We start from the raw sequence: 24,723 nt of genomic DNA, 5'->3' as shown, positions 1-24,723 counted from the left end.
GCTACCTGCCTTGGGTTTGTTCCGAACCACGGAGATATTCATTAAAATATAGCTAAGTCTTTTGGAGGAGCGATTAATGATGAATTACGAACATAAAGTACAGAGGGAAATTGCCGGCTGGGAAGAAAAAATGTTCAAACCGCCACAGCTTTTTTCATATTCAGTTAATGTCATCATTTTATTTAAAGCACCTCGGATCTTGAAGCTTTTCGCCCTTTGTAGAGATTCAAGCTTAAAGAAATATCTTCTGTCTTCATCACCTAAGTAAAAGGACTCCTCAAGGGGTGTTTTTCTCACATGGTTCTTGATCTATTCATCATCATTCCAGTGTTTTTCACGAAAATCCGAGCGCTTAGAATGGCCAGACCAATTTCCAGCATCCCGTTGCCGATATACATCAGGAAATACGAAGCTGAGAACGTCGGATAATAATGGGAGAAGAAAATGAGGATACCGGATGCAGCCATAGAGGCGAACGCGGCTACGGTTACCCATTTGATCCCCCATATTTTGGCCAAATAAGCTGTAGAGGAACAGGCTATCAAGGACGTTCAAGGATAACAAAGTACCAAGTTGTGATTCACTTCGCATAAAATCGAATTGAACGCGTGGTATTGCCGGTCCTTTAATATTTTCCGAAAACCCGAAGATAACGAATCCAATAAAAATGCTTGCCAGCTGCATGGCGTAAACTTTTGTTGAACTTGCCTATACTTTTTTCCATTCTTTGTATGACTTCACCTTTGGCAAGCAGCTCGTTAAGTATCGTTCCGCAGGTGGCATCGCTAAGCTTGGTCAGGCCGGCAATGGATGCTTTTGTAGCTATCCCCTGAGCTTTCAAGGCATTTTTAACCAACTCAATATTCATCTTCTTAACCTGAATCGTATTATACGTGTAAGTTGTCATGCTCCCCCCCTTTCAACCCTTTTTAAAACTATTTTAATCATGACCACCCGTCCAACGGGTGGTTTTTTGTTTCGCACGCTTCGCGAGTTCAACTGGCTAAAGCCAATAACAAAAAGACTCCCATCCCTAAAGGGACGAGAGTCTTAGCTCACGTGGTACCACCCAGTTTCATCAATGTCTTATGACATTCACCTCTTCAAGTACGCCGCAGGACGCGGTTATACTCTAGCACGATAACGGGTGCGGGTTCCCGGCACAACCTACTTCCGGATTGAGGGTTCGATGCGCGGCTCAGAGACCATATTCGCGGGAAACATCTTTGCTCCTTTTCACCAACCGGAGCCCTCTGGGTAAGCTGCCTTCCCGTTACTCTTTCTCTTCGTAGCTTTTTTCCATATCAAGGTAATGCAAATTATATCTACCGCATAAAGAAATGTCAATCGGGTTACTTCATGATCAGGACGCCGTTCAAGTCGACTAGGCCCCACTGATAAGCTTTCATAATCGCTTCATACCGGTTTCGCGCAAATTCGTTCTCACCATTCTGCTGTTGATAAATGCGGTTATACTCCACTTCTTCAGACGGTATCTTACGCGCAAAGGTTGGATTGATTACACGTTGATCATCAAGTGCTGACATAAACTGATCAAAGGTCATGGAACGTGAAGATTGAGGCTGCGGGCTCCCCTTCAATTCATTTTGAAAACGGTTGACTAAAGTCAACTTGGTGTAGGCCGCAAACTCTGGCGTAAACATTCCGTTCGCAGCAATTGGACTTGTCATCTCTGTTTCACCTCCTTTCAGAAAATAGCTGGATCCACCTTAGAATTTGACATTATTCTTGCGGCTCGATAAGATAATTCTAAAGTGACCTGATAGTTTTTTCAAGAACTAATTGGTCAAAGCAGAGGGAACAGAAGAGAGGCTCCATAATCGGGATGTTCGGAATTCCGATGTTGCTGGTTCCCGCCCTGGGTCCCGTGGGAAATATCATTATGCTGGAGGAGTTGGATTATGAATTCGTTTTCTGATTTCAAGGTAATGACTGCAGTCGTTATCTTTTCGTTTTTGTTATCAATTGCCGTGTTAGGCTTTTGTCCCCTTCACATTCCGATTCATTTTAATGGCGGCCATGCCGATCGGTTCATTAATAAGTATGTCGGGCTGTTTATTTTTCCGGTGCTGATGACCATCGGGCTGCTTCTGCGGAAACTGGAGTTCAAGATGGTCTGGGGTATCTACTTCTGCGCACTGCTCCATCTCTATCTTCTCTACAATGCCGTCGTCATATGACTTTTACGATGGGGATCCTCAAATCCAGAAATGAATTCTTATTAGACGTTACCGAAGGAGGCGGCACGGATGAGTGTGCTGAAGGAGAAAATTTTGCAGTCGGCGATTCGGCTGTTCGCGGAAAAAGGGTACCAGGCGACGTCCATACAGGATATCGCCGATGATTGCAGCATTGCCAAGGGTTCGCTATACAAGCATTTTGACTCAAAAGAAGAACTGTACATCAGCATTTTGGAGAAGCGTCAGCAGGACATGATCGATGCAGTCGATCGAATCCAAAAAATGCAGCTGCCCAAAAGGGAAACCTACCTGGAGGAGCTTGCCTGCCAGTTCGATTTTTACATAAAGCACGGCTATTATATTTCGCGGGATCATAACGAGCTCCCTCCCGTCAACAACGATAAAATCGAAAACGTTCTGAGCAGTATGAGAAAAAGCATGTTTCTGTATTATCAAGACATTCTCACCCGTCAGTACGGACAGGCCATTGAGCATTGGAAATGGGATGCTGCCGCTATGCTGAGCGGCCTTATACGGGAATATACCTTTCACCTGCTTTTCGGATACATGCCTATCGATAAAAAAGAGTTAGCTTTGTTCATCGCTGAACGGATGGACGATCTCGTAGAGGGATTGAGAAAACGGTCTGGCCCTCCCCTTCTTACCGATGAGCTCATGGCGGAATATGCCCAAATCGATCTCAAGGGGGTGTATGCGTCCCGCGAAGGGAGAAGAGAAGCGCTGATTCACAAAATATCGTCCATCATTCCGGATATCGCCGTGCCGAATCAGAGAAAGCAAGAATTGGCGGAGGTCACCGCCATGCTCCAGGAGGAATCCGGGCAGGAACAGCCGAGACGTTTCCTGCAGCTTGCGCTCCTTCGTGATTTGCAGTCGGAAAGCGAGCTTTCCTTTTATGCGAATCAGCTTCTCCCTTTGATTTAACGAGCTGGTGTAAGGCCCATAGCCCTGCTTTCATGATGCTAGGAATGAATAAATTCGTGTAATCAAATCATGAATCAGGCAGCCGGTCGGCAAAACGATCTGGCTGCCTGGTTGTTTTGGTGCGATTTTGCTTTCTTTAATATTCCCCTTTTATTACAAAAAACGAGCCTCGGATGGTTCCGGCCAGTTTAGACTTCTGCCGGGCAAACTTAAATTTCTCTTCTAATTCCTTGGGCACTTCCATCCCTTCGGAAAGTTTGAAACCAACGGCCCGCTTCTTAGGGTCATCAACCGTATACATGACATTGAGCCCAAGCCCATCCTCATAAAAGACGTAGGCCATTTTGATATTTTCCACTTGAAAACGCGACGTCTCTAAAGGTTTGGCCGCAAACTCAATATTACGTTCTTCTTTCAAAATCCGGTTCACATAATCAAGGGTCTCCTGGCTTTCGCTAGCCGGTACAACCGTAAATTCATGCTTATATTTGTTCATAAAGTAACGAGCTTCATTCGCTCGTAAACCAGCAAGCGCTTCTGCTACGGGTGAAGACTCTAAGCCAACCGTAGACACATTTTTAAAGTCAACGATATAGGACATGCTCATACCCCCTTTGATCTCTTTATTTCCTAACCACAGGAATCCACATTTCACCAAATACTAAACCATTTCGCTGCCCCATCACAACCGATGTATTTGGCCCGCCAACATAGGCAAAATCTTTTGCTTCCGGCAAGGCTTGGCCAAAGGCAATGCCGGCAAGCGTATTATTTAGCTCTTCAGCCGACTTCCCTTCCCCTTTAACAACCAGGTATTCCCCCTTAGGAAATTGAATAACCCTGGTTGCTTCCGGTAGCGAGGCCTCGCTCATGACACCAGCATAATGCATCATCTTGTTATTCACCGCTTCGTTCACGGCAAAAATGTAGTCATTTTCGGCTACAGCCTTTAAAGTGTCAAGCGTTCCATCTTGTTTCACTGCCTGCCAAAAATCTGCCTTTTCTTTGTTTATGCCGGCATAGTCCGTATAATCGCTCTTAAGCTCAGTACCAATGCCTACAACGGTAAAGCTGTCTTTTTCCTCAAGAGTATAATTTGCCATATTCAAAACCTTCCTTTTTTTAAAATTTATCAAATGATTTGTCTTTTCACTTGATGGGTTTATAATAACCATAAATCATGTCAAAAAATGATACTGTTTAGGGGAGCCCGATGAAAAAAGTCGAACGGATTAATACCATCATGCGATATATCAACAACCGCGCCCACTTTACCATTTCTGAAATCATGCAAGAATTCAACATCTCTCGTTCGACAGCGATTCGAGATATCCGGGAAATTGAAGCCATGGGGATCCCGCTTGTCGCTGAAGTTGGAAGGGATGGGGGTTATTTTGTCATGAACAACTCTGTCCTGCCCACGGTCCGCTTTACCGATAATGAAATTAAAGCTCTGTTTATTGCCTTTATGGCCACAAGAAATCAACAACTTCCTTATCTAAAGAGTCGTCAGTCTTTAGCTGAAAAGTTACTCGGCCTGATCTCGGAAAACCAGCAGGATGACCTGGTACTTTTAAATGAAATATTGCTGTTTGAAGGGACCAACCCCCATAATCCCGACCTGCTTGATCTGTCAGACCTGCCCCATCCTATGTTGGAAAAGCTTATCCAAATCCTGCTGTTGGACAGCTATTTATTGGTTTCCATCGAAGAAGAGAAGGAAATAAAGTCGTATCCCATTTATCTCTTGCACCTTTATCGTGAAAAAAGCTTATGGTTAATTGAGGGCTTTGACTTAGAGGAAGAAAAGAGGCGGATTGTTCCTGTCGACAATCTCACCGACGTAGAACCCTACCCTACGAAAAAAAGAGCAAGCAAGAAAAAGATTTTAGAACAACTAAGCAAGCAGGAAGAAGCAATCAACCTTGTCCTTGAACTTGGTCCAAAGGCAATTGCCCAGTTCAAAAAATACCATCCTTTAAAAGTTTCACTTTCCTATACAAACCCTTACCAAACCACTGCCATTCTAAAGGCTTTTATCCATGTTCATCATTCAGAGGAATTAGCCGAAATCATAAATTGGCTGCTGTTCCTAGGCGGGGATATCAAGGTCAGGGAGATGCCGGAAGAAGTCTTGGAAGGGTTACAAGAGAGATTAAACTTATACTGCCCCTAGGCAGTGCCGGCCAGTCACCAAATCAATATGACTTCAGGTCCGTATCGAGCTTTAACCGCTGCTTCTCCAAAATGCTGGGAGAGTCGAAGGGAAATTCCTGTACTATCCGCGCAACCCCTTAAAGGGTTCGTGCCTTGGTATCCCTCATGCTACCTTTGCACGATTATCCCTCTCGTTCAGGGGCACCAGGGGCCCGGAGTGAGGCGAGCTCTTCTCCACTTCTCGGCTATCTGATCAAAGGGGATAATCATGCAAAGCGTCCGGGTAGCGTGTATTGATCTTCGAAAGAATACAGACCAGCGGTATATCGCAAAGCCACTACAATATTTCGATGTATCCTTCTGTTCCATTCACGCGAATTCGTTGCCCGTCTTTGATCAGTTTGGTGGCATTCTCCACACCGACAACGGCTGGTAAACCATATTCACGCGCGATAACGGCTCCATGGGTCATCAGTCCGCCAACTTCGGTGACTAGGCCTTTGATGGATACAAACAAGGGTGTCCAGCTAGGGTCGGTGAAGGCGGTGACTAATATATCTCCATCTTCCAGATTAGCATCTTCCAGACTCAAGATGACACGTGCTCGTCCCTCGATCACACCTGAAGAAACAGGCAGACCTGCAATCGCTGCGGCGGGGAGATTTTCCCGTTTGTACTCCCCTGCAATAATTTCGCCATCAGACGTGATAACACGTGGTGGAGTTAGTTTTTCGTATAATTTGTACTCTTCTTTTCGTTTGCTGATGATCTGGTAATCCAGTTGATTTGTGCGGACGGCTTCGTGAAATTCTTCAAAGGCGAGATAGTAGATATCTTCTTTTTCGCGAATAACGCCTGTTTGCACGAGTTGTTCGGCTTCTTTGAGCAAAGCCTGCTTATAAACGAAGTAGCGATTAATATAACTGTATTTTGGATATTCCCGATATCCAATGAGATTGCGGACTAGGTCGATCATTCGTTTTGTCTCTTTGGCTTTTTGTTCGCCATCCGGTAATTGCTTCAATCGTTCTAATAACTCTTGTTCCTTTTTCAAAGCTTCCTGTCGCCCTTGCTCAAACTTCCGCTTTCCGGCATTAGGCTCAAAGTTTTTGATATTACCCAAAATCATGGGGACAAGTGTAATTGGTTTTTCGCTCCAACGGGTTCTGGTAATATCGATTTCTCCGGCGCATCGCATTCCGTATTTGCCCAGAAAAGCACAGATCGCCTCCCTAGTTTCCTGCCCTCCATCCAACTTAAGCAGTTCATCCAAAAAGTTATCATCTTGCACATGTTGTAAATAGTCAATGACTTCCGGATAAGGACGTATCACATCTGCGACATCCATTAGAGCCAGACCCATTTCCGAAGTGATATTGTTTGGTACAGATTGAGACAGCGTATCTGCTGCGTTTTTTTCACCCAACCACTCCAGCATTTTTTCATTGATCCATGATGAAGCATTCATAGCAGTCATAATCACACCAAAGCTTCGTGGATCAGATACGCTCTTCCTCTTCCTTAATTCCTGGATATCTTCCAGGATAAAATCAAATAGATCGGCTCCTGATTTCGTTTGGATCTTATGTTTTAACTCCTCGATCGATGATTCACTTCGCTTAATCAAATCAGAAACGATTGTCGGATCGTAATCGTTTAGTGTTTGATAATCCGCAAGCGCCGGACCTTGATTGCCTTTTCCGTTACTCTGTTCTTCCTTGTCATCCGGTACCGATTTTATAAAATTCCCCCGCTCTATGACGGTCGTCAATGCATCTTTTATGAGCGGATCGTTTTTTCCCAGGACATTTATTAAAGTTTCTCTGCCGGAAGGTGAAGCCAGCATAAGTGAAACATCAACAAACAACCTTCCGCCGGCTTTACGCATGGGCGCAGGAGTTAGCAACAGGTAAAAAGACAATCCCAATGGTTTCATGGGGTCGGTCATCATTTGCTGGTGACCGACGGATACATAAACGTGATTTTCCTGATCATTCGCTTCAGGGATCGGGTATAAAGTCGTGATTGGACGGCTTTGGACGATATAAAAAGTGCCGTCAGCCAAACACCATTCGATATCTTGCGGCTGGCCGAAATAAGCTTCGATCTGTCTTCCGATGCCCGCCAGTTGTAAAATTTGCTCATCCGCAAGGGTTTGCGTCTTTTGCTGATCGGGATCGATCTGCCGTGTCTCTGTTCCGCCTTCTTTCCTTCCATAGATCGCCAATTTTTTGGTGGCTATCCGCTTATCGATGATTTCCCCTTCCAGCACTTTATATCCATCAGCAGATACCAAGCCGGAGACCAGCGCTTCTCCAAGTCCAAAACTGGCATCGATAGATAGCAGCTTTCGGCTTCCGGTCATCGGATCAGCGGTAAATAAAATCCCCGAAGCCTGCGGGAAAACCATCCTTTGAACGATAACGGATAAATAAACTTGGCTATGGTCAAATCCGTTCTGCATACGGTAGATGACCGCGCGATCCGTAAACAGGGACGCCCAGCATTTGCTGATATGCTGCAAGATCGCATCGACGCCGATGATATTTAAATAGGTGTCTTGTTGACCGGCAAAAGAGGCATGCGGCAAATCTTCAGCAGTCGCACTGGAACGCACGGCATAAGCATACTCCTCGCCAAACTGGGATAGATAGTGAGCTACTGCTTTCACCACATCGGAAGGAATTTCAACTTCCATAAGGATTTGCCGAATCTCCCTGCTGATTTCGCCAATTTGATCTCGATCTTCTGCTTTTAACATGGTTAGTTGACCCAGCAAAGCATGATACGGTTCGTTTTGTTCGATGGCTTTTTGAAATCCCGCGGTTGTAACACAAAATCCTTCAGGTATTTGTATTCCTTTTAGTTTTGATAACTCACCTAAATTCAACCCTTTTCCGCCAACGAGCGAAAGCTGTGTTTTTTCGATTTCCTTAAAGCCGAGAACCAAAGAACTCATTCTGCATCTCTCCTAACCATTAAATTGAGAAAAAACATTTGACAAGAGTTTACCGGCATGGTACACTTAAAATGTAAGATGAGATATTTATGTTCACCCCCACGAACACGGTCGTGATCCGATTATATCATCGTGTCTGTTCATATGCAATATTAAAGAACCTGGCAAAATTGCCCAGGTTCTTTTTTGATTTCCCGCTATTAATGGCTACTTCCAAAATGTAAAATACTAAGCGCATTCCCCTATGTTCCGGCTTACCCCGTGAATTCCTGCACCCACTCGCTATTGTAGTAAGCAACACCGATTTTGGTGTAGGAGCTATTTAAAATATTGGCTTTATGCCCAGGACTGTTCATCCAATCGTTCATCACTTGAGTAGGGGTGCTTTGCCCTTTAGCAATATTTTCACCGGCTGAATTGTAGGTGATTCCGAACTCCTTCATCATATCGAACGGGGAGCCGTGTGTTGGGGAATTATGATCGAAGTAGTTATTGTTATACATGTCTTTTGCCTTGACCATAGCCATATTGGCCAATTCAGAACTCATGGTGAGAGCGCTTAAACCCGCTTTGCTTCTTTCCTTATTGACCAAATCCAGCACTTGCTGCGCAAATTGGGAGGAATCCTGAGCTTGTCCTGTAGTGCCTGTAGTAGGTGAAGGCGTTGCAGGTGTCGGATTCGTTGGTCTTGATGGAACTTGATTGGTCGGATTGGCAGGTGCCTGGTTTGCCGGATTTCCGGCAGGAGGGATGAAGTCCCCTATATTGGAAGGAAAACCATCGGGAGTTTCTTTTATCCTAACCGATCCGTGAGCCCGAGTCGATGTAGCTATTGAAGACGCCTGTGTGGTGACAGGAGCTGGTGCGGCCGTATGAGCTTTCATGGAAGGATTCTTTACCGCGTTGTTTCCCGCCGCATTGTTGCCGGTTGAACAGCCTGATACCAGCAATATTACTGCCAATATAATGTACTTTGCCATATTCCAATCTCCTCTGTTTGTTAAAGTAATGAATAACTGAAATTAATTTTTCCTGCGGGGCCTCGATTTATTCTTACACGGACAGACTGACATAATCAGCAAAAATAGCCTTGGCCGACTTATGGCCAAGGCTATTTGCATGCGGGCGGATCGAAGTCGATTCGCGCTAGCCGTCATTATGTTGCTTTCTCATACAAATTCGCCGGCAATACCTGCACAAACGGCGACCAATCGGCCGTCGTGTAAAGCTGAAGCCGGTGCATGGCCCGCGTACATGCGGTATACAGAAGCTTGCGATCGTTGTCCCGGCCGTAAGCTTGAGGTGAAGCCTCATAAATCAGAACGGCATCAAACTCGATACCCTTGGCGAGATATACGGGTATAACCACCGCTCCTTTCACAAAGGTAACTGTCTCCTTCGTAATGAGCTGCAATGCTTCGCTTCCTTGCGTCCGTAATGATTCAAAGGCGGTTCGGCTTTCGGCCGCCGTCTTCGTAATGACGGCAATCGAGTCGAAGCCTGCGGCTTTAAGCGCCGCGATGTCCTGCGACATTTGCGCGTCACGCTCCTTCCCGCCTTCTAACCTCACAAGAAGAGGTTTCGGTCCGCTCCTTGCAAAGGGGACGATTTCCGACCCATCAGCGAGCAGTTCTTTCGTAAATTCCACAATTTCCCGTGTTGAACGATAGCTGCGCACCAGACGGATCAAGCTTGTTTCGGATTCGCCATAAAGCCGAAACAGCGGCGAATCGGACTCCTGCAGGTTTGTAGACTGCGTAAAGATCACCTGCCCGAAATCGCCGAGTACCGTCATGCGGGCACGGGGAAACAGTTTTTTGAGATACTCATATTGAAACAGCGAATAATCCTGCCCCTCATCAACGAAGACATGCCGAATCTCCGTGTTTGTCCGCACGCCTTCGATCAGTTCTTTTAAATACAAATACGGAGTCGCATCCTCATAAAATAATTCGAGCCGGTCCAGCTTTTCTTTGGTTTGCTTGCAGATTTCAGGCCATAGAACAAGGATATCGGTCTCATTCGTCTTCTCCCGGTAAGCAGCTTCATCGCTAAACAATTGGACGTATAAGCCTTGGACATCGATAAACGATAATTTCCTCACGCTTTGCCTTAGCGGTTTGAAGCTCATCTTCACAATCCTTTGGCTGAGCAAATCTTCCTCCCGTTCGGCAAAGTCAAAGTCGCCTTCATCTCCCCGGCGCTTTTTGCTTATTTTCTCGTAAACTACGGCGTAACGCTCAGCAATGTCAAAGACTTCCCTATCCTTGTGCAGCTCGCCGAATACTTCCGCGTATTGCTCGCTGTCAAGATATTGGAGCTCCTCCTCTACCCAGGACGCCCCGCGTTCCTGGCGTTCCAGCAGTGACAGCTCCTTTAGCAGCCATTTCTGCAGGAGCTCGACACGATTGGCCAAGCGCAAGGTGGGGTCGTAACTGTAAAATTGTGATCTCATTTGCTCTGCGGTGATCAGATCGCGGTCCCGAAACCGAATGCCGTTGAAAAGCATGCCTTCCCGCCCCAGCCACTGCGCATAGTTCTCCAGTGCTCTCAAGAAAGCCTCGGACGCTTTGTACTTTATCCCCTGAAGGCGTGCCTCATCATTGGCAGCTGATCGAGCGGTCAGCACATATTCGATTTGATCGAAGGGGTCCTCCAGACGTAAGGATGAACCAAGCCAATATTCGAGATATTCCTGCAAAGTCGTCTGCTGCATGTTCTCCTCGCCGAGCTCGGGAAGGACGGAGGATACGTAACTGTTAAAAATCGGATTCGGCGAGAAAAGAACGATCTGGTCAGCCTTAAGCGAATCGCGGTTTTTGTACAGCAAATACGCCACACGCTGCAAAGCCGCGGAGGTCTTCCCGCTGCCAGCGGCCCCTTGCACGATAAGCAGCCGGCTATCATCGTTTCGGATGATGGCGTTTTGCTCCTTTTGAATGGTGGATACGATACTCTTCATTTGCGAGTCCGCGCCTTTGGCCAGCATTTGCTGGAGCAGCTCGTCGCCAATCGTTACGTTCGCATCAAACATATTCCGGATTTGTCCGTCATGGATCTGATACTGCCGTTTCAGCTCCATCGTGCCGGTGATCCGCCCGCCAGGCGTGTCGTAAAAAGCCGCACCGGGGGAATGGTCGTAGTAAAGACTAGCGATCGGACTGCGCCAATCATACACCAGGAAGCTCAATCCATCTTCATCGACGAAGGAAGATACACCGATATAAATCTGCTCACTCTGGTTCAGGCCGTCCTCCAGAAAATCAACACGTCCGAAATAAGGAGACGGTAACAGCCGTTTTAAACTTCTCCATTGTTGCGTCAGAAGCCGGAGGCCACGCTCCCGTTCAGATAACACCGCGGCCTGTTGTTTGATCGTATAAAATGTTTCTTCAAATTCTTCGTCCGAGCCCGTGTTGACCGTAACTTCATCCCAGAACCGCCTGCGAATCTCACCAGCCTGGTCGTGCAGCCCGGCAACCTTCGGTTCCAGCTCGTCCATTCTCGCTTTCAGTTTTTCCCTAACCCGATCCAGCCGTTTTTGTTCGGTCCGCCATTCCTTCGCTTCCATGTTCTTCTGAACACACTCCTTTTTAGTCAAGTCTGGATAAAAAAAGAGCATTGACAAATCAGAGGTCACCGGTGTAAAATTAAATTAGGAATAGAAAATAAAATATCGGTTTTATCATGATTTTTCAGTGCGCTAATGATTATAACATAGCGCTTTTTTGCGTTCAATTATTTTTTTGTATCGTACCAATAGGCAAAAAGCTTTCCATAACCCCCTTTGCGGGCGATTATAGAAAGCTTATTTTGCTTTGTAGAGCATCTATCTCGCTCTCCTTAAAATTTTTCAGGAAATTGTATACTATTATTTCCTTCTATAATGCAATGGCGCATGGCCCGTGACCGCCTTGAACACTCGGCCGAAATGCGTCACACTTCCGAAGCCTACCTTCCTCGCGATCAAGTTGACCTTTATGGAAGAGCCTTCGAGCAGCTTCTTGGCTTCTTTGATCCGCACGCTGTTCACGTACTCTACGAACGCAAAGCCTGTCGCCTCTTTGAAGGAGCGGCTTAAATAATAAGGACTGACATAAAACCTATCCGCCAGCAAATGTAGCGATAGTTCCTCCATGTAATGCTCGTTAATATAGCGGACGCTCTCCGATATTCGTTCGTGCATCGGACTTGGCGATGCCGGGAGCACCACATCCTGTTGCCGGAAGTGCCGGCAGCACATGATGAGCAGCTGTACAGCGAGCGTCTGGGCAAACAATTCGAAGCCGCTTCCGCGTTCCCGCATCTCCTGAATAATCGCTCTGGAAAGTGTTTCGATCGGCTGCCTATTGCGCAATGAGCCGTTCATGATCAGGTAATCCCGATCCAGCAAAGGCCGAAGCGTCTCCTTGTGTGAGCCGTCCGGCGAAAATAACCGTTCGTGCATGTTGATAATGAACCGCTCATGTTTCGGCCGCTCCGCATTGGTCGTACGATGCAGAATATTAGGAGCAATGATGACGACATCGCCTTCGTTAATCGTAACCGTCCGGTCCTGAATAAAAAATTCCCGCTTGCCGGACATCAAGTAATAAATTTCGTAAGTGCTGTGAAAATGGCTCGCCGGCATATGGTGGCTTAATGCTTTCCGGTGGGACACCTGGAAAGTGCCTGTATCATTCTCGAAATAAAGATCTCCCAAGCCGCTCAGCTCCCCCTTCCACACCTGTTGTTCATTATACCGCAAGAAATAAGAAGAAAGGGCGATATTCCGCAAAACATGTACATATTCCGATGCTAGAATAGGAGTACAAACAACCAAGGAGGAAGGATACGCATGCAAACCGCTTCATCCCTTATGAACCCGATAAAATGGGCGCAAAAAGCCTGCGAAGCGATCATGGCCAAATTCGAGCCGGAAAAGCTTCCGCCGGACCGGTTCCACTATCATCAAGGCGTTTTTCTGTCCGGCATGGAGAAATGCTGGCGCCAGACCGGCGAACAAAAGCTGTACGACTACATGAAACGGTGGGTGGACAGCCAGGTTCGCGAGGACGGCAGCATCAAAAAATTTAATTCCGACGAGCTCGACGACATTCAGCCCGGCGTGCTGCTCTTCACTCTCTACGAGCAGACGGGAGACGAGCGGTACAAAAAAGCGCTGCACAACCTAGTGCCTCTGCTAAAGTCGTGGCCGACAAATCCGTCTGGCGGATTCTGGCATAAGGGGCATTATCCGAATCAAATGTGGCTGGACGGCTTGTATATGGCTGGCCCGATTGCCGTGCAATTTGCCAATACATTTGGAGACAGTGAATATTTCGATATGATGGCCTTCCAGGCGCTGCTCATGGAGGAGCATACGAAAGACCCGGCCACCGGCTTGCTGTACCACGGCTGGGACGAAACTAAAAAGGCAGCTTGGGCCGACCCCGTCACCGGTCTCGCGCCGGAGTTCTGGGGCCGCGCCATTGGCTGGTATCCCGTCGCCTTGCTGGAAATGTTCGAACACATGCCGGAGGATCATCCGGATAAAGCAAAGCTCGTTACCATTGTCCAGGATCTGCTGATCGCTCTGACGAACTATCAAGATCCCGCCACCGGCCTGTGGTACCAGGTCATCGACAAAGGTGACCGCCCGGATAACTGGCTGGAAAATTCCTGTTCGGCGCTGTTCGTGCATGCCATGGCCAAGGCCGTCCGGTTCGGCTATCTGGATGCCAAGTACATGGAGTATGCCTGGAAAGGCTACCAAGGCGTCATCGATACGCTGAAGTTCGACGAGAACGGCAACGTTGTGATCGGCAACATTTGCATCGGCACGGGAATCGGCGACTACGCCCACTATATCGCCCGCCCAACCAGCGAAAATGACCTGCACGGCGCGGGCGCCTTCATCCTTATGTGCGTAGAGATGAATCTGGCGATAAATTAGGTCAATAAAGGGTAGGCACCATGCCCCCGTCCATACGGATTGGAGAGCCCTTAAATGCGGAGGCGTAAGGGCTGCATACAAATGCAGCCAGCCTGCCTATTTCAAAAGGCTTGATAAACCGCTGTATTTCGGATTGGGGCAGGTTTGCAACCATAAATTTTTTCTCTTTTTCCGAGAACGGCATATCATCAGGAAACAAACTTTCAATGATTTGATATACATTTTCGGAAAGCGTTGGTCCCGGCAAAATCGTATTGGATGTGACTTCCGTTCCTATCGTTAGTTTAGATAAGCTTTTGGACAGCGATAATAACATAGATTTGGTCATACAATATTGCGGCATTTGCCCTGAAGGCATAATCGCTTCTTCACTGGCAATAAAGATGATTCGCCCATAATTGTTGTTCAACATTTTAGGCATATAAAATTTGGATAATCCATTGGCGGCAAGGACATTCGTCCGAAAATATTTCTCCCATACTTCATCGTCAACATCCTCATAGGACATGATTTCATAAATCCCCATGTTGTTCACCAGAATATCGACATGGGGATATTTTTCAAATAAAGCTTCTCTTTGCCGGATATTCACAATATCGGCTGCAGCATTCTGAGGTGAGGTGGACGGGAACTCGGACTTCAATTCATGTACGGTTCGTTCTACCTCTTCATTATTCCGGCCATTTATCAGGACATTGGCGCCTTCTCTGGCAAGTTCAATGGCGATAGCTTTCCCGATCCCTCTTGTCGATCCGGTTACTAATGCTGTTTTGTTCTTTAATCCCATATCCATAACTATGTCTCCTTTGTTGTCATTTACGGCAAGCTGATAGGGATTATATTACTTTGTCCGGATCGTTCGGTAACTAGTATGCAACGCCAAATTTCTTGTTTAACCCGCCAATCATGAAATCTAGGAGATTGTCGCTAAATATTCGGAACGCCAATTTGCAGGAGTATCGCCTTCCCAAAGGCGAAAAGCGCGGTAAAACGAGTTCTGGTCTTCATATCCAATCAAGAAAGCCACCTCTTTGATATCGAGCTTGGGGTCTGCCAAGTATTCTCGTGCCTGCTCATGCCGAGCTTGTGCCAACAGCTGCTTGAATGTTGTGCCTTCGTCAGTAAGGCGGCGCTGTAAGGTGCGAACGCTCATGCCCAGCTCGCTCGCCACTGCCTGAATGTCAAGGCGCCCTCCAGTTAGGCTGCGCTTCAAGATCCACTTGACCATCTCGGGGAATGAACGGCTGAGCTGTTCTTCCAATGAGCGGTCTAATACGGGAGTCATGAGCTCCAGCAACTCTTTGTTATACGAAAGAAAAGGGCGGTTCAGGTCTCTTCGATTCAGCGTTAATCGGTTATTGGTCGCACCAATCCGGATAGGGCATCCAAAGTAAGCTTCAAGGGCCTTTACATCGCCCATTGGGCTGGAAAATTCCACGGACCGTGCAGTTAAAGGTTGGCCCGTGCCCCGTCGCCCAAGCTCTAGTAGAAAGGCCAACGTGGTTCCAATCAACACCGGCGGGCCGGGTTGCTCACCAGGCATCCCTTCCAATTCGATCGTACAGCGCTCGCCTTCTTCGGTGATACGCAAGCTTTCCGGAGGGCACAATGGTTTGTACCGGGCCATTCGGCTAAGGGCGTCGCGATAATCGCGAGCATGGTAAGTCGCTAAAACGGTCGGCGGGTACTGAGCCGTTTCAAAGGCGGTTGCAAGCTTGATGATCCCAATGGCTGGGTCACCAATGAGATCGGCGTATGCTTGCCAGGTTCTGAAATATTGGGCGCTGGTGACAGCAACGGGTTCTGTAACCATGGTGAGCGGCAGCTGCGCTTTGCGTGCGACGTCGTGCGGGTCAATTCCTAATTGTTGTAATCCCGCCCAAAACCCCAGCGGGAAATTTATACGGTCAGATTTCATTATGTTTGGATCTCCTTTAGTTGCTTACCTATTCGTTCCGGATATGATTAAGTATACATAAAAACCGTTGATCTTTTCTTCAAGATCAACGGTTTTTGACATGGTTTTTTCTGGATCGCACACCAGTTGATGGGCATTTCACTGCTAAAGTGGATTTGATGATTGCAGCAAGTATTTTCCCGTGATCGACTGCTCCGCATGGATGATCTGTGAAGGCGTGCCTTCGAACACCACCTGGCCGCCCTTGCTGCCTCCGTCCGGCCCCATATCGATGATCCAATCCGCCTGGCTGATCACATCGATGTTGTGTTCGATGACGATCACCGTATTGCCGGCATCCACGAGGCGGTTCATGATCGCAAGCAAGTGGCCGATATCCGACATGTGCAGGCCGGTCGTCGGCTCGTCCATCACGTAGATGCTGCCCTTCTTATGCAGCTCGCTGGCCAGCTTGATGCGCTGGCATTCTCCGCCCGAAAGCGTGCTGAGCGGCTGGCCGAGCGTAATATAGTTCAGCCCCACATCGCTCATCGCCTGGAGTTTTTTAACAATCTCTTTTTGCGTGAAAAAATCCAAGGCCTGCTCCACCGTCATCTCCAGCACATCGGCAATGGACTTGCCGTTTAGCTTGTACGCAAGCACTTCCTCCTTAAAGCGTCTGCCTCCGCACACTTCACATGGCAGCTTCACGCTATCGAAGTAGGAAATGTCGACATACACAACGCCCAGCCCCTGGCAGTTCTCGCAAGCCCCCTTGGAATTGAAGCTAAACAAACCTTGATTCACCTTGTTGGCGGAAGCAAACGCCTTGCGCACATCATCCATAATACCCGTGTAGGTCGCGGGATTCGAACGTGTGGACACACCTACCGCCGATTGGTCGATGACAATCGCATCCGGATGCTGGCTGAGGAATACTTCGTTAATCAGCGTGCTTTTGCCTGAACCGGCGACACCCGTAACGACGGTCAGCACACCGGTTGGAATATCTACACTCACGTTCTGCAGGTTGTGAAGGGTGGCATCCTTGATGGACAGCTTGCCGGATGGCTGCCTTGAGTCATGCTTCAGCTGGAGCGGCCGCTTCATGTAGTTGCCTGTCAGCGTATCTGCCTTGAGCAGACCCTGATAGCTTCCTTCATACACGATGGTACCGCCGTGGCTGCCAGCGTGAGGTCCGACATCGACGATATGATCCGCCACTTTGATCACATCGGGATCATGCTCGACAACAAGCACGGTATTGCCCTTGTCGCGCAGCTTCTGCAGCAATTCGTTTAACCGGTGTACATCCCGGGGGTGCAAGCCAACACTGGGCTCATCAAAAATGTAGGTGACATCCACCAGACTGCCGCTCAGGTGCTTCACCATTTTGACCCGTTGCGATTCGCCGCCGGACAAGGTATCCGTCTCGCGGTCCAGCGTCAAGTAGTCAAGTCCGATATCCACCAGATGCTGCAGCCGCTCCGTCAGCGCCCTCACGATCGGCGCGGCGGCAGCCATGTCAACCTCCCGAATGACGTGAATGAGCTTTCCGACCTCCATGGCGGACAGCTCCGCAATGTTAAGCCCATTGATTCTGCAGCTTAGTGCGGCCTGACTGAGTCTCGCACCGTGGCAGCTAGGGCACGGACCCTCGGAAATGTACGGCGCAACCGTTTGTTGTGTGCGCTCGGACTTCGTTTTCACGTCTTGCTTGATATATTTGTTGGTGAACTTTTCGATGACGCCTTCCACCGTAATGTTTACGGTCTTCCCGCCGAACTGTGTCGCCACTTTCCTCGCCTTGCCGTACAGAAGTTGTTCCAGCTCTTCCTCCGAATAATCGTTCAGCTTCTTGTCGGGATCGAAATCCCCCGACTGTACGATCATGTTCCATTCCCAGCCGTCCACCGTATAGCCCGGCAGCATAATTGCTCCTTCACGGAGCGACTTGGTCATGTCCAGCGCTTTGCTCATGACTACGCCAAGCTTGCGGCCAATCCCGTTGCACTCGGGACACATGCCCTGCGGATCGTTAAACGAAAACATGTGCGCTTCTCCAACATAAGGCTGACCCACTCGGGAGAAAAGAAGACGGAGAATGGGCGAGATATCGGTAATCGTACCCATCGTAGAATGGGAACCGCCGCCCAACCGCTTCTGATCCACAATAACAGCCATGCTCAAGTTCTCGATCGCGTCCGCATCCGGCTGCGGAACTCGCGGCAGAAAGGTGCGCACGAACATGCTGAAGTTTTCGTTCAGCAGACGCTGGGATTCGGCCGCGATCGTATCGAAGACAATCGAGGACTTGCCGGATCCGGATACCCCGGTGAAAATCGTGATCTTCCGCTTGGGTATGCGTAGGGATACGTTTTTGAGATTGTTTTCGCGCGCAGCCGTGATGACGATATACTCCTGGTTTGATTCGCTCATGCGTAACTCCCTTCCAGTGGTGTACCGAATGCATTTATTGTTCCAACAGCTTTTCACGCAACAGTTAATTCTCTAAATTGGACACCATTTGGTGACGGTTTGATTGTAGACACCTTTTGATGTCGCGTCAACGATATTCTTGAAATTTTAAGTAATTACATAAAGACGGTCGTCAGCTACGTGTATCAGCTAGGGATATAATGCCCCATTTGGCTCCTTATCTATGTGCAAAAAGCCTCGGCGCGATAACGCCGAAGCTTTATGATCATGACCAACACACCGAGGCCTATTTCCTTTATCGCTACGTTATCGTTTCCGAAGCATCCGGCCGAACACGCCCAAAATCGGAAGCAGCAGTACGGCTGCTGTTAACAAGGAGGCTCGGATGGAGAACCGGTTTCCGATCCAGCCCACGGCCGGCCCTCCCGCGGTTTGGCCAAGCGCGTCCGACTGGCTGACCATCGACAGCACCGTGGCCCGGGTATCACTGCGCAGATTCATGTTCAGCCATGTCGCATAGATCGGCTCGCTCACGGTAACGACTACGCTCACGGCCAGCACGGATACCAGCGCCCAAACGAAGTCCGTCGCCAGAAAAAGCGAGAAAACGCCGGCAACGCGAATGAAAGTCAGCATAAATAAGGCCGCGGTCACGGTCCGCTCGCTGCTCATGTTCAGCTTTTTCTCGGTGAAGCCTACCGCTAGCATTCCCAAAATCGTGGAGGCCGCACTGATCAGGCCAAACCAAACAGCCACCTGCAACGTCCGGTCCGGAAAGCCGATTTCCTAGATCAGATGAATCTCCCATAGCCGGTCATAACCTTCCGAGGCCGCGCCGCTAAACAACGTGACGAACACGATGATCATCAATAGCGGACTGCGTGCGACCACCTTTGCCCCGCTTTTCCAGGTTCGGGTCATCTCTCGAAAATGAGAGACTCTTTCGCTGCGCGGCGGGCGGACAAAGCCCGTTTCCTTCATCTTGCGGATCAGGAGCAGGCCGAGCACAGCATACATCAGGCCTCCCGCTATATACGGCAGATTCGGCGCCAGCACGGAAAGGCCCACGCTCACGCCAATTCCCAGCAGAGATGCTGTCAGAGCCACACGTTTGGCGCGAATAAAAATAGACCCGGCGGCGGATTCCCCCGCCTCATCAACAATCCAGGCGCTGTCCGCCCCGCTGATAAAGGTGTGGCCGATGCCGAACACCACTTGGGCCAGCATCACCCAAACAACGAGCGGGATCGCCAGGCCGAGCCCCTGAAACCAAATGATGCTGCCTTCAAACGCAAACCCTGCGCCCAAAATGAACATGCCGATAATGACCGATAGTCTGCGGCTGTATGTATCGGCAACCACGCCGGTAATCCCCTCAAAAATCAGCACCGTTAATTCCAATACGGTTCCGATCAGAACAAGCTCAAAGGGATTTAGGCCCAGCTGTGTGACGTAATAAATGCTGTAGGTCGTAAATATAGTGCTGTTTGCCAGCGAAGAAATAAAATTCATCAAATAAAATACTTTTGCCGCTTGAACGTTATGCAAAACGGATTCCGCCTTTCAGGTAGGCGGCGCGTCATTCTAGGTCCAGAAGGTAAGATTCGCTACTCAATTACTCGCTAATCACAATCCATACCGCAGCATGCGGCCGCTTACCGTTCTTCTTTTTTGATCTTGATTTACTCCGGTTCGTTGGTTGGATTGAAATTGGCTTTTTTGCATATCAAACACCTCCAAAATAATTAAAAGAAACGCATAATAGCTAATTATATCAGCATTACACTTCCAGAACACGTAAAAAATTTACAGCTATCATGACCTTTGTTTAATGTGATTTCCTTGCGTTTGGACACCAAATTATATCCTTAAAACAAAAAAATGTCGCCAATTAGACGACTTATTAACTCAACTTTCGCAGCAAAAAATCGGCAGACAAGCCTTGATTTGCTGGGTAAAGCAGCAATCCATTCATTGCCGGAGTTGACGCTGAATTAGAGGCGGATAGTGTCTTCCCTGCCTGTGGCATGATCTCTAAATCGACCAAGCAACTCGAACGCTTTACTGCGATTCCGCTCAAACATGGAAGCATGGAAGCGTCAACGATGAAGAGGGCGCCACAATTCGCCGAGGTCAGCGCAGCTACCTTTTGCACCGTAGCCATTTCGAGCAGTGTCACAAATCGACGCCAGGTGTGAGGGGCTGTCTAAAGGGTCAGTGTCTTGGTGTCTTGGTGTCTTGGTGTCTTGGTGTCCCTGCTTGCTGCTTGCCTTTGCACGATTATCCCTCTCGTTCAGGGAGCAAGGAGCTTGGGGTGGGGGCTGAAGCAAGTTCCAATAAAAGAGAGAAGAAAAAACAAAAAAGATGAAGAAAAATGAGGCGGTTCAGGTGAGATTTTCGGCTTAAAAAAGGAACGTACGTTTGGTATAATAGAACAAATCGAACACACGTTCTCAAATTCTTGATTCGGGGGCGAATGAACATGGAGGTCAATACGGGAACGGAACTTCAACCATTCACCAGCCGTTTTAACAGCGAGCAGTCCTGCATGGAGGCGCTGATCGCGATGAAGTGGCCGAACGGCTTTGTCTGCCCGCGCTGCGCTCACACCCGGTGCAGCCGTCTGACTTCCAGGCATATCCCCTTGTTCGAATGCGGAAAGTGCAAGCATCAAACGTCGGCTTTGGTCGGTACGATTTTTGAAGGAACGCATTTGCCCCTGCTCAAGTGGTTCGAGGCCCTGGATTTGTTCCTGCTTGAGGGCGGCATCTCGGCGATGCGGCTGAGTCGGGTGATCCGGGTCACCTACAAAACCGCCTGGTTGTTGCTGCACAAAATACGCCATGCCGTCGGGGAATTCGATGCCCGGGAACTGCTGAGCGGAGACGTGAAGGTGAACAGCGATCTGTATGGGCGTAATCCGTCCCGGTGTCAGTTTACGCATCCGTATGCCACGGCGGTTATAGCGGGATGCACGGTGACGGAGTCGGGCGAGCCGGAGCAGGTCAAAATCCGCCTGGTGCCGCATAAAAGAGGAGACGGACAAAGGGCAAACCGTCACGAACTCGCTGCGTTCATCAACGGGCATGTGGATGTCCGTACATCGGCGGTACAGTCGTTCCCTCTAGCTTATCGGCTGTATGCGCCCTTACGGAAAGTGGTGAGAGAAGCATGGGAATCGTTGAAGAGTACATATATAGCCTTGGGACTGAAGCATCTGCAGGCGTACCTAAACGAATATACCGGACGCCGTCGGCTGCACCTGCCCGGAGCGGAAGAAACGATGCGGCAGAAGTTGCTGCGCATGTGTGTGGCGATTCCGGTGATCCCCTACCGCCGGCTGATCGCGCGCCAACCGAACCAGCCCCTTGCGGCTGCGGCCTGATCGATACGCTGGAACGGTGGGGGGAGTTTGACGCAGATCAACTTGATTGGTGTGGGTTAATCATGAACAGTGCGGGCGTTGCTGCAGATGGAAGGATTCAGGCCACAGCAAAATTACGGTCTTTTCGTTTCCCTCATGTCTTGTCCCTGATCTCCTGTCTTGATGTCTTTGTCTTGATCTCTTGTCCGGTCTGTTCCACCTCCCCTAAACCCGATTTATTCTCCTAAATCCGTCTAAATTATCTCGAACCGATCTGCTTCTCCACCAAATTTTTCTTCTCCCGAGCTTGTCTGTTTCTCTGCTACCCTGATCAAACGGGATAATCGTGCAAGGCGTCCGGACAACAGTGAGTGTTGATCTGCCGCCCCCCCATTTCCCTATCCTAAAGCTTTCAACGCCCTTGGCAGTTGATTTAGGTCGGGCTGATGGTCTATAACAATGAAAGACACCTCTTCTGTCTGATCATTGTAACAACTGCTATTTTACAAAAAAGCCCTTTTCTAAAATCTTACGGTTGTCAGCGCCGTTATTTGTCTGAATCTAAGCAAAATTAGCCGGGTTTAAGTGAATTAAGCGCCATGGCAACCGTTAGAATAGTTGTGTGGTATTCGGCGAAAAGATCGTTGCAATGGGGACATTCTCCGCATGGTTGCGGCAGCGCAAAAAGGAAGCGGGGTCCCCCACGCTTCCTCAAATTCTCCTATTGGCTCCGCCCCAAGTAGGCGCTGCCTTGGTTACTGCAGTTGCCACAATGCAGGCACGTTTGCCGGCTCCCAGCCCGGGAGCGAGGTATGCGCCTGAATGCACGCGTAAATGCTGCCGTTATAGGCCACCAGGTCATTTATACTGTAGGCAACCCACGGCTCCCACGGCTGAACTTCACCTTCACCCGGATCGTCCTCCGCCGTCGTCGCTCCCTGAACGGAAGCGGCCGCAGAGACATTGCCGGCAGCGTCCTTAGCGGTTACCGAAAAGGTGTAAGTCGTATTTGGAGACAGGCCGCTAACGGTTGCCGCGGTTCCGGTTGCTTTCACGCTTCCGGTATCATAAGAAATAGTGTAGCCGGCAACACCCACGTTGTCGGTGGAAGCGTCCCAGGCGAGACTGATGCTTGTTGGCGTGGCTCCCGTTACACGCAGTTTGCCGGGAACGGTTGGCGGTGTGGTATCCGGTTCCGGGTCGGGATCAGGATCGGGATTGCCTCCGCCGCCCAAGCTGTCCAGATAGGCCCGGTGACTGCCGGAGAAGGCGTAGTTAGCCGCTTTATCCCAGTTGATCGACCAGGTCATCAGCCCTTTAAAGCCGGGATATCCTTCGGGATTGCGCAGCGTGTAGCCCCCGCCAAAAGATTTCCCTTTTACGAGGTAATCCAGCGCTTTGTGCACTTCGGCCGGCGCTGTATATCCGCCATTTGCCGCGGCCTGTGTCGCCGGAAGCCCGATGAGCACTTGATCCTGGCGCAAGGCGGGAAAATGGTTGTTTGCATTGCCGCCAACGTCAAATCCCTGCAGCAGCATCTCGGCCATAGCCACCTGGAAATCCGCGGTTCCCTGGGCATAGGATTTCCCATCCAGACCGGTCATCGATCCGGAGTTGTAATGCTGCACGTGCAGATAGTCCAGAAAATCGCGTAAAGCATAAATGACCGGCAGGTACGCGCCCCACGGACCGCCGTAAGCGGCGTATCCACCTTGCACGTAAGCTGTTTCCGGCGCCATGGTCAAGACGAAGCCGGAACCGTAGCTGTTCACGATCTCCCGCACGGCGGAAATCAGGTTGACGATTTTAGGCGTCGTCGGATTGCGAAAATCCGTATCGCCCGGATTTAAGGACAACGAGCTTCCTTCCAAATCGATATCCAGGCCGTCGAAGCCGTACGTATCGATAATGCCTTTCATGGTGCTGATAAATTTCCGTTTGGCCTGGTCGGTGGACAATTCCACGGCTCCGTTGGCTCCCCCGATGGAGATCAGCACCTTTTTGCCCTGGCTTTGCAGCTTCCGTACGTCGGCTTGGAATTCGCCGATCGAGGCGTTATAAGGCTGGAATGCCATATCCCCGCTCGCTGCACCGCCTGAAGGCTCCGCAAACGCAACCTGGATCACATCATAGCTCGAAGAGACATCGCGTAGCCGGATGTTGCTGGACCCGTTATCAAAGTTGTGCCAGTAGCCGACGATGATTTTATCACTGTTCGCGGCAGCGGCCGCCGCCCCCTCCTCGCTGAATGCTGCGAGCGAAAACAATGGAACGATAAGCGCGGCAACGAGCAGCCAAATGCCCGATTTGCCGAATATTTTGGCATGTTTTTTCAATTGGTTTGTCCTCCTTGCAAAAAATAAGATGATGACTGCCTGTTAAAAGCTGAACCTGAACTGCTTAAATCAACCTATCATCTGCCTCCTTTTCTAAATAGGGTCAACCTCCCAAAATAAGACAAAAAGAGATTGCTAGAGTTACTATTTTACATAATCCCCCATTAATCCTGCTATATTTTTCAACATATTCTTTGATTTGATAGAAATATGGCAAAATCGTGTAGACCCATGCACAATTGCATGGGCCTCTCACGCAAAAAAAGACTGCCGGCAAATTCTGCCGGCAGTCCTTCGCTTTCAAGTAGTATACTCCTCAATCCTATTCGCTGGACAATTCCTTCAGCGATTTGATTTTACCATGGGGATGCTGTTCTTGCTTTCGTGACTTCCAGGCCGCTTCTTTCCTTCTCTTCTGGTGAGCCATAACAGGTATCCTCCTTTGGACATTGTGATGTATACCACTTCCTTAAGTTGTCATTTCTAGGCT

General features: G+C 49.0%; 20 protein-coding genes, 2 pseudogenes and 1 other annotated feature. Of the genes and pseudogenes, 6 read left to right on the top strand and 16 right to left on the bottom strand.

From position 1 onward, the window contains the following. The first annotated feature begins 79 nt into the window (after positions 1–79). On the top strand, positions 80–268 hold the full coding sequence (locus ACLD72_RS07855; RefSeq protein WP_240751770.1) for a hypothetical protein: 189 nt from the start codon (positions 80–82) through the stop codon (positions 266–268). Between the two features lie 37 nt (positions 269–305). Here ACLD72_RS07855 and ACLD72_RS07850 read toward each other — a convergent pair. Both ACLD72_RS07850 and ACLD72_RS07845 read right to left on the bottom strand, forming a co-directional pair. Then, positions 306–724, bottom strand: a pseudogene (locus ACLD72_RS07850) (MFS transporter); the annotation flags it as partial. A 310-nt stretch (positions 725–1,034) separates the two neighbouring features. Further along, positions 1,035–1,299 (bottom strand) — a binding site (T-box leader). A gap of 53 nt (positions 1,300–1,352) precedes the next feature. Further along, positions 1,353–1,691, bottom strand: coding sequence for a hypothetical protein (locus ACLD72_RS07845; RefSeq protein ID WP_410998881.1), 339 nt, complete (start codon positions 1,689–1,691; stop codon positions 1,353–1,355). A gap of 231 nt (positions 1,692–1,922) precedes the next feature. Here ACLD72_RS07845 and ACLD72_RS07840 point away from each other — a divergent pair, with 231 nt between their 5' ends. Together ACLD72_RS07840 and ACLD72_RS07835 are read left to right on the top strand one after the other, a co-directional pair. Next, positions 1,923–2,201, top strand: a complete 279-nt coding sequence (locus ACLD72_RS07840; RefSeq protein WP_155620058.1) for a DUF1648 domain-containing protein — start codon at positions 1,923–1,925, stop codon at positions 2,199–2,201. 69 nt (positions 2,202–2,270) lie between these two features. Then, positions 2,271–3,146, top strand: coding sequence for a TetR/AcrR family transcriptional regulator (locus ACLD72_RS07835; protein WP_410998879.1), 876 nt, complete (start codon positions 2,271–2,273; stop codon positions 3,144–3,146). 136 nt (positions 3,147–3,282) lie between these two features. Here the strand turns inward: ACLD72_RS07835 and ACLD72_RS07830 are convergent, their stop codons facing one another. Both ACLD72_RS07830 and ACLD72_RS07825 read right to left on the bottom strand, forming a co-directional pair. Then, positions 3,283–3,747 (bottom strand): phage tail protein, encoded by a 465-nt coding sequence (locus ACLD72_RS07830; protein WP_251587418.1) that lies wholly within the window; start codon positions 3,745–3,747, stop codon positions 3,283–3,285. A 22-nt stretch (positions 3,748–3,769) separates the two neighbouring features. Next, complete coding sequence (locus tag ACLD72_RS07825; protein WP_410998877.1) at positions 3,770–4,249, bottom strand: GyrI-like domain-containing protein; 480 nt, start codon at positions 4,247–4,249, stop codon at positions 3,770–3,772. Between the two features lie 110 nt (positions 4,250–4,359). On the opposite strand from ACLD72_RS07825, the gene ACLD72_RS07820 reads away from it, so the two are divergent. Then, positions 4,360–5,322 carry a helix-turn-helix transcriptional regulator gene (locus ACLD72_RS07820; RefSeq protein WP_410998875.1) on the top strand — a complete coding sequence of 321 codons (963 nt, stop codon included), beginning with the start codon at positions 4,360–4,362 and terminating at the stop codon, positions 5,320–5,322. A 318-nt stretch (positions 5,323–5,640) separates the two neighbouring features. On the opposite strand, the gene ppsA is transcribed toward ACLD72_RS07820, so the two are convergent. The 4 genes from ppsA to ACLD72_RS07800 all read right to left on the bottom strand — a co-directional run bounded on the left by ppsA (position 5,641) and on the right by ACLD72_RS07800 (position 12,964). Next, a complete protein-coding gene (ppsA, locus tag ACLD72_RS07815) occupies positions 5,641–8,262 on the bottom strand; it encodes a phosphoenolpyruvate synthase (protein ID WP_410998873.1) in 2,622 nt (873 codons plus the stop codon). A gap of 254 nt (positions 8,263–8,516) precedes the next feature. Then, the gene (locus ACLD72_RS07810) at positions 8,517–9,242 is read right to left on the bottom strand and encodes a CAP domain-containing protein (protein ID WP_410998871.1); all 726 of its coding nucleotides are present in this window, start codon (positions 9,240–9,242) and stop codon (positions 8,517–8,519) included. A 176-nt stretch (positions 9,243–9,418) separates the two neighbouring features. Further along, positions 9,419–11,833 (bottom strand): RNA polymerase recycling motor HelD, encoded by a 2,415-nt coding sequence (gene helD, locus ACLD72_RS07805; protein ID WP_410998869.1) that lies wholly within the window; start codon positions 11,831–11,833, stop codon positions 9,419–9,421. A gap of 300 nt (positions 11,834–12,133) precedes the next feature. Further along, the gene (locus ACLD72_RS07800) at positions 12,134–12,964 is read right to left on the bottom strand and encodes a helix-turn-helix domain-containing protein (RefSeq protein ID WP_410998867.1); all 831 of its coding nucleotides are present in this window, start codon (positions 12,962–12,964) and stop codon (positions 12,134–12,136) included. A 156-nt stretch (positions 12,965–13,120) separates the two neighbouring features. On the opposite strand from ACLD72_RS07800, the gene ACLD72_RS07795 reads away from it, so the two are divergent. Beyond that, on the top strand, positions 13,121–14,197 hold the full coding sequence (locus ACLD72_RS07795) for a glycoside hydrolase family 88/105 protein (protein ID WP_458475682.1): 1,077 nt from the start codon (positions 13,121–13,123) through the stop codon (positions 14,195–14,197). 1 nt (position 14,198) lies between these two features. On the opposite strand, the gene ACLD72_RS07790 is transcribed toward ACLD72_RS07795, so the two are convergent. The 6 genes and pseudogenes from ACLD72_RS07790 to ACLD72_RS07765 all read right to left on the bottom strand — a co-directional run. After that, positions 14,199–14,990, bottom strand: coding sequence for an SDR family NAD(P)-dependent oxidoreductase (locus ACLD72_RS07790; RefSeq protein WP_410998864.1), 792 nt, complete (start codon positions 14,988–14,990; stop codon positions 14,199–14,201). A 120-nt stretch (positions 14,991–15,110) separates the two neighbouring features. After that, positions 15,111–16,115 carry an AraC family transcriptional regulator ligand-binding domain-containing protein gene (locus tag ACLD72_RS07785; RefSeq protein ID WP_410998862.1) on the bottom strand — a complete coding sequence of 335 codons (1,005 nt, stop codon included), beginning with the start codon at positions 16,113–16,115 and terminating at the stop codon, positions 15,111–15,113. Positions 16,116–16,259: 144 nt separating this feature from the next. Continuing rightward, a complete protein-coding gene (locus ACLD72_RS07780) occupies positions 16,260–18,533 on the bottom strand; it encodes an ATP-binding cassette domain-containing protein (protein ID WP_410998860.1) in 2,274 nt (757 codons plus the stop codon). Positions 18,534–18,839: 306 nt separating this feature from the next. Beyond that, positions 18,840–19,289, bottom strand: a complete 450-nt coding sequence (locus ACLD72_RS07775; RefSeq protein ID WP_410998858.1) for a hypothetical protein — start codon at positions 19,287–19,289, stop codon at positions 18,840–18,842. 30 nt (positions 19,290–19,319) lie between these two features. Further along, positions 19,320–20,081, bottom strand: a complete 762-nt coding sequence (locus ACLD72_RS07770) for an MFS transporter (protein WP_410998856.1) — start codon at positions 20,079–20,081, stop codon at positions 19,320–19,322. A gap of 470 nt (positions 20,082–20,551) precedes the next feature. Next, positions 20,552–20,736, bottom strand: a pseudogene (locus ACLD72_RS07765) (IS4 family transposase); the annotation flags it as partial. 279 nt (positions 20,737–21,015) lie between these two features. On the opposite strand from ACLD72_RS07765, the gene ACLD72_RS07760 reads away from it, so the two are divergent. Then, positions 21,016–21,918 carry a transposase gene (locus ACLD72_RS07760; protein ID WP_458475681.1) on the top strand — a complete coding sequence of 301 codons (903 nt, stop codon included), beginning with the start codon at positions 21,016–21,018 and terminating at the stop codon, positions 21,916–21,918. A gap of 734 nt (positions 21,919–22,652) precedes the next feature. Here ACLD72_RS07760 and ACLD72_RS07755 read toward each other — a convergent pair. Next, complete coding sequence (locus tag ACLD72_RS07755; protein ID WP_411002672.1) at positions 22,653–24,233, bottom strand: glycosyl hydrolase family 18 protein; 1,581 nt, start codon at positions 24,231–24,233, stop codon at positions 22,653–22,655. A gap of 322 nt (positions 24,234–24,555) precedes the next feature. Next, positions 24,556–24,660, bottom strand: a complete 105-nt coding sequence (locus ACLD72_RS07750; RefSeq protein ID WP_015735743.1) for a DUF6254 family protein — start codon at positions 24,658–24,660, stop codon at positions 24,556–24,558. Positions 24,661–24,723: the final 63 nt, after the last annotated feature.

This window comes from Paenibacillus lacisediminis (genome assembly GCF_046567315.2).
The sequence above is the reverse complement of the archived record's forward strand: the minus strand, read 5'-3'. Positions and strand labels throughout refer to the sequence as shown.